Below are 4,026 nucleotides of genomic sequence, written 5' to 3'. Positions count from 1 at the left end.
GTGCCCTGGGTGGCCGGCGCCTTGGCCTCCGGCTCCGGGGCGGGTTCCGACGGTGTGGGGGTGCTCGCCGCCGGCTCGGCCGCGGCGTGCTTCGGTGCCGGCGCGGCGGGCGCGGCGGCCGGAGATGCTCCGTCGGCGCCAGTGCCGTTCGACGTCGCACCGCCGTTCGACGTAGCACCGCCGTTCGACGTCGCACCCTGGGCGGGGTCGGGACGGTAGTCGGCGAAGAAGTCGTGCCAGGCGGCGTCGACGCTGTCGGGGTCGGCCTGGTAGCGCTCGTACATGTCCTCGACGAGCCACTCGTTGGCGCCGAAATCGCCAGGGGTGCTGGGGGTGTCGGTGCCTGTCGACTGGTCCGTCGTCGCCACGAACGTTTCGCCGTCCTCGGGTTGTCCTGGAATTGTCGCCGTCTGCCGAGGGTACGCGGGCGACCCAGGCGGGTCAGGCCGGACAGGCCCGGATGTGCCGCAGGCGACGGCGCCGGCTCAGGTGATGTCGCGGTTCAGGGTGAACGCCGCTCCGATGACGGCGGGAACGATCGCCCACAGCACCAGCACGATGACTCCGGCGGTCCCGGAGAGCAGCTCGACGCCGTTCACGGTGCGGTCGGTCCCCGGAACGGTGGCGATGGCCGCGGCCGCGCCGCCGGGCAGGTAGGGGTAGACGTGCTTGACGCCGGGGATGGCCACCAGGATGTTCTGCAGCACGACCAGGAAGATCACCCCGACGGTCACCGCGACGACCTGGTTCTTCAGCAACGCGCCCACGCCGAGCCCGATGATGCCGAACAGGGCGAGCGTGACGAAGACGCTGACGATGGCTTGCGGGACGTGGTCGCTGCCGAGGGAGTAGTCGACGCCCTTGGCGCTGAGCCACGGCACGGCGATGAGCAGCTCGACGACGACGCAGACGGCGGCGTAGAGGATGCCGGCGATCGCGTAGGTGATCATCTTGGCGGTGACGACCGCCCACCGCGACGGCGTGGCAAGCAGCGTCGGGGTGATGGTCTGGTAGCGGAATTCGGTGGTCACGCCGAGCACGCCGAGGACGAACGTCAGGGTGTAGGCGATGCCCGCGTTCGAGAACATGTCGGCCACGTCGCCGCTGTTGTGGATGTCGTTGCCGGCCAGCGGGCCGATGACGAACAGGGCGCTGACGGCCACGGCTCCGAGCAGCAGCCAGAACCACACCTGGGTCGTGCGCAGCTTGAGCACCTCGGCGCCGATCAGCCTGGTCATCGCTGACCTCCCGACGTGAGTGCGAAGAACAGGTCCTCGAGGTCCGAGCGTTGCGGCGTCAGCTCGTGCAGCTCCACGCCCTGCTGGTGGGCGGCACGGCCCACCTGCTCGGCGGTCAGGCCGCGGACGTACAGGCTGGTGTCGTCGCCACGGTCGACGGCGGCGTTCGGTCCGAGGGCGTGCCACAGGGCCTGCGGGTCGGGGGTGCGGACGAAGACGCGGTCGGTGCCCGCCGTCAGTTCCGCGATGGAACCCGAACGCACGAGTCGGCCGTGGTTGAGGATCACCACGCGGTCGGCGATCTCCTGGACCTCGTTGAGCTGGTGGCTCGAGATCAGCACGGTGCGGCCCTGGTCGGCCATCGACCGCAGGAACCCGCGCAGCCAGCGGATGCCGTCGGGGTCGAGTCCGTTCGCCGGCTCGTCCAGGATGAGCACCGCCGGGTCGCCGAGCAGCGCGGCGGCCAGGCCGAGCCGCTGACGCATGCCGAGGGAGTACCCACGGACCTTGCGGCGGGAGTCGCCGCCGAGACCGACCAGGTCCAGCACCTCGTCGGCGCGCCGGGCCGGCAGGCCGGCGACGGTGCACATGATGCGCAGGTGGTTCCGCGCGGTCCGGGCCGGGTGGAAGCTGGACGCCTCGAGGGCGGCGCCGACCGAGCGGGACGGGTGGCCGAGGTGCCGGTACTCGACCCCGCCGATCGTGGCGTGCCCGCTGCTCGGCCGGACGAGGCCCAACGCCATGCGCAGGGTGGTGGTCTTGCCGGCGCCGTTCGGCCCGAGGAAGCCCGTCACCGAGCCGGGTTCGACGGTGAAGCTGAGTTGGTCGACGGCGCGGATGTTGCCGCGGAACACCTTGGTCAGCCCGTCGACGACGATCCGGCCGTCCTGCGGCCCGGCGCTCGACGACGGCGCCGGCGGCTGCGTCTGCGGGGGAGCGGTCATGCGTGACATCCCACCACAAACCGCGCGTCCGGCGCTGCGACGCCAGCCCAGCGACGTCAACCCTGCGACCTCAGCCCTGCGCGGCGATCTCGTCCAGGGTGCGGCCGGTGAGCACCGACTCGGGGTGGGTGGCCACCGGGTCCCGGCGCGCGTCGGCCCCACGACCCCGCCGCTTCACGAGCAGCCACATGTTCTCGCCGCGCGTGCGGATCAGCGAGTAGCCACCCGTGATCTTCTCGCCGTCGACGTCCACGGACAGATGTCCCGCCGCGAGCGCCTCCCCGGCCGGGACGGGCCGGCCGTCGTGTTCGCTGATGTTGCGGAAGGTGCCGTGGTCCCACACCTGCACCGTCCCCCCGCCGCGCCGCGGACCCAGCACCCCCTCGTAGCCCGCGTAGTCGAGCGCGTGGTCTCCGGTGCGTTTGGCGAGACGCCGGATCCGGGGATCGGTCGACGGGCCCTTCGGCACCGCCCACGAGACGAGCACCCCGTCGATCTCGAAGCGCACGTCGTAGTGGTCGGCGGTGGCCAGGTGGTGCTGGATCACGAACCGCGGGTCCGTCATGGCGTGCGTTGTACCCGTCCGATCGGGCACATCCTGGGCCGGTGCGGTGTTGCGCCCTGTCGGAGGAACAGCGACCAGGAGGTAGACATGGCACGAGCAGTGCGGTTCGACGAGTACGGATCCGTGGACGTCCTGCGGGTCGAGGACGTGGCCGACCCCTCGCCGGAGGAGGGGCAGGTCGTGGTCGCCGTGGTGGCGACCTCGATAAACCCGGGCGAGAACTCGATCCGTGAGGGCCTGCTCGACGCGGTCTACCCGACGTCGTTCCCCAGCGGGGAGGGCAGCGACCTGGCCGGACGCGTGATCGCGGTCGGGCCCGGCGTCGACCGGTGGCAGGTCGGTGACGAGGTGCTGGGCTGGACCGACACCCGCTCCGCGCACGCGACGCTGACCACGGTCCCCGCCGGACAGCTGGTGGCCAAGCCGCCGTCGGTGTCGTGGGAGCAGGCCGGTGCGTTGTTCGTCGCGGGCGTGACCGCCTACGCGGCCGTCCGCGCGGTCGGCGCCGGCCCGGACGACACCGTCGCCGTCAGCGGTGCGGCCGGTGGCGTTGGTTCGATCGCCGTGCAGCTGCTGCGGGCCAAGGGCTCCCGCGTGCTCGGTATCGCCGGCCCGTCGAACCACGAGTGGCTGACCTCGCTGGGCGTCGAGCCGGTCACCTACGGCGACGGGTTGGAGGACCGCCTCCGCGCCGTGGCCCCCGACGGCATCGACGCCTTCATCGACACGTTCGGCAGCGGCTACGTCGAGCTCGCGGTCGGTCTCGGGATCGACCCGCAGCGCATCGACACCATCATCGACTTCGGCGCGGCCGAGCAGTTCGGCGTCAAGGCCGAGGGCAGTGCCACCGCGTCGACGGTCGAGGTGGTCGCCGAGCTGACCGACCAGCTCGCCTCCGGTGCGGTGACGATCCCCATTGCCGCGACGTACCCGCTGGAGCAGGTGCGCGAGGCCTTCACCGAGCTGGCCAAGCGGCACACGCGCGGCAAGATCGTGCTGCTTCCCTGACCGTCGCGCCTTCCTGGGCGTTGCCTCGTTCCCGTTCGGACGAGTCCCGGCTCGGCCGGGCTCGTTCAGACGGGGATGGGTGTCCGGTCGGGGTCGATGGTTCTGGGTGGGGTCCAGCGTGGTCGGCCGTTGTGGATGTCGACGGTCCAGTTGGCTGTCTGGAAGGTTCGGTGGTGGTGGCCGCAGAGCATGACGGCGTTGTCTAAGGCTGTCGGTCCGCCGAGGATGTGTTCGAGGATGTGGTGGATCTTGGACTTCCCCTGATTTCACG

The 4,026-nt window shown here is 71.4% G+C and carries 5 protein-coding genes; 1 reads left to right on the top strand and 4 read right to left on the bottom strand.

Translation table 11 applies throughout. From position 1 onward, the window contains the following. The 4 genes from ACFFCA_RS19720 to ACFFCA_RS19705 all read right to left on the bottom strand — a co-directional run. Positions 1-368: hypothetical protein (locus ACFFCA_RS19720; protein ID WP_375487980.1), on the bottom strand; the 368-nt coding region annotated here is incomplete at its 3' end. A gap of 117 nt (positions 369-485) precedes the next feature. Beyond that, entirely contained in the window at positions 486-1,238 is a 753-nt protein-coding gene (locus ACFFCA_RS19715; RefSeq protein ID WP_375487978.1) for an ABC transporter permease, read from the bottom strand. After that, entirely contained in the window at positions 1,235-2,182 is a 948-nt protein-coding gene (locus ACFFCA_RS19710; protein WP_375487976.1) for an ABC transporter ATP-binding protein, read from the bottom strand. The genes ACFFCA_RS19715 and ACFFCA_RS19710 overlap by 4 nt, the downstream gene beginning before the upstream one ends. A 70-nt stretch (positions 2,183-2,252) precedes the next feature. Next, positions 2,253-2,747 carry a DNA polymerase ligase N-terminal domain-containing protein gene (locus ACFFCA_RS19705; RefSeq protein WP_375487974.1) on the bottom strand — a complete coding sequence of 165 codons (495 nt, stop codon included), beginning with the start codon at positions 2,745-2,747 and terminating at the stop codon, positions 2,253-2,255. A gap of 87 nt (positions 2,748-2,834) precedes the next feature. On the opposite strand from ACFFCA_RS19705, the gene ACFFCA_RS19700 reads away from it, so the two are divergent. Beyond that, a complete protein-coding gene (locus tag ACFFCA_RS19700; RefSeq protein WP_375487972.1) occupies positions 2,835-3,755 on the top strand; it encodes an NADP-dependent oxidoreductase in 921 nt (306 codons plus the stop codon). Positions 3,756-4,026 lie beyond the last annotated feature (271 nt).

Source organism: uncultured Jatrophihabitans sp., assembly GCF_964252635.1.
In the GTDB taxonomy this organism is placed as follows: Bacteria; Actinomycetota; Actinomycetes; order Mycobacteriales; family Jatrophihabitantaceae; genus Jatrophihabitans.
Note: the sequence above shows the minus strand (reverse complement) of the source record. Positions and strands in the feature narration are given on the sequence as shown.

Excerpts from the sequence above, each read along its gene's own strand:
- ACFFCA_RS19710 (WP_375487976.1), bottom strand. The coding sequence starts at position 2,182 with ATGACCGCTCCCCCGCAGACGCAGCCGCCGGCGCCGTCGTCGAGCGCC.
- ACFFCA_RS19705 (WP_375487974.1), bottom strand. The coding sequence starts at position 2,747 with ATGACGGACCCGCGGTTCGTGATCCAGCACCACCTGGCCACCGCCGAC.
- ACFFCA_RS19715 (WP_375487978.1), bottom strand. The coding sequence starts at position 1,238 with ATGACCAGGCTGATCGGCGCCGAGGTGCTCAAGCTGCGCACGACCCAG.
- ACFFCA_RS19700 (WP_375487972.1), top strand. The coding sequence starts at position 2,835 with ATGGCACGAGCAGTGCGGTTCGACGAGTACGGATCCGTGGACGTCCTG.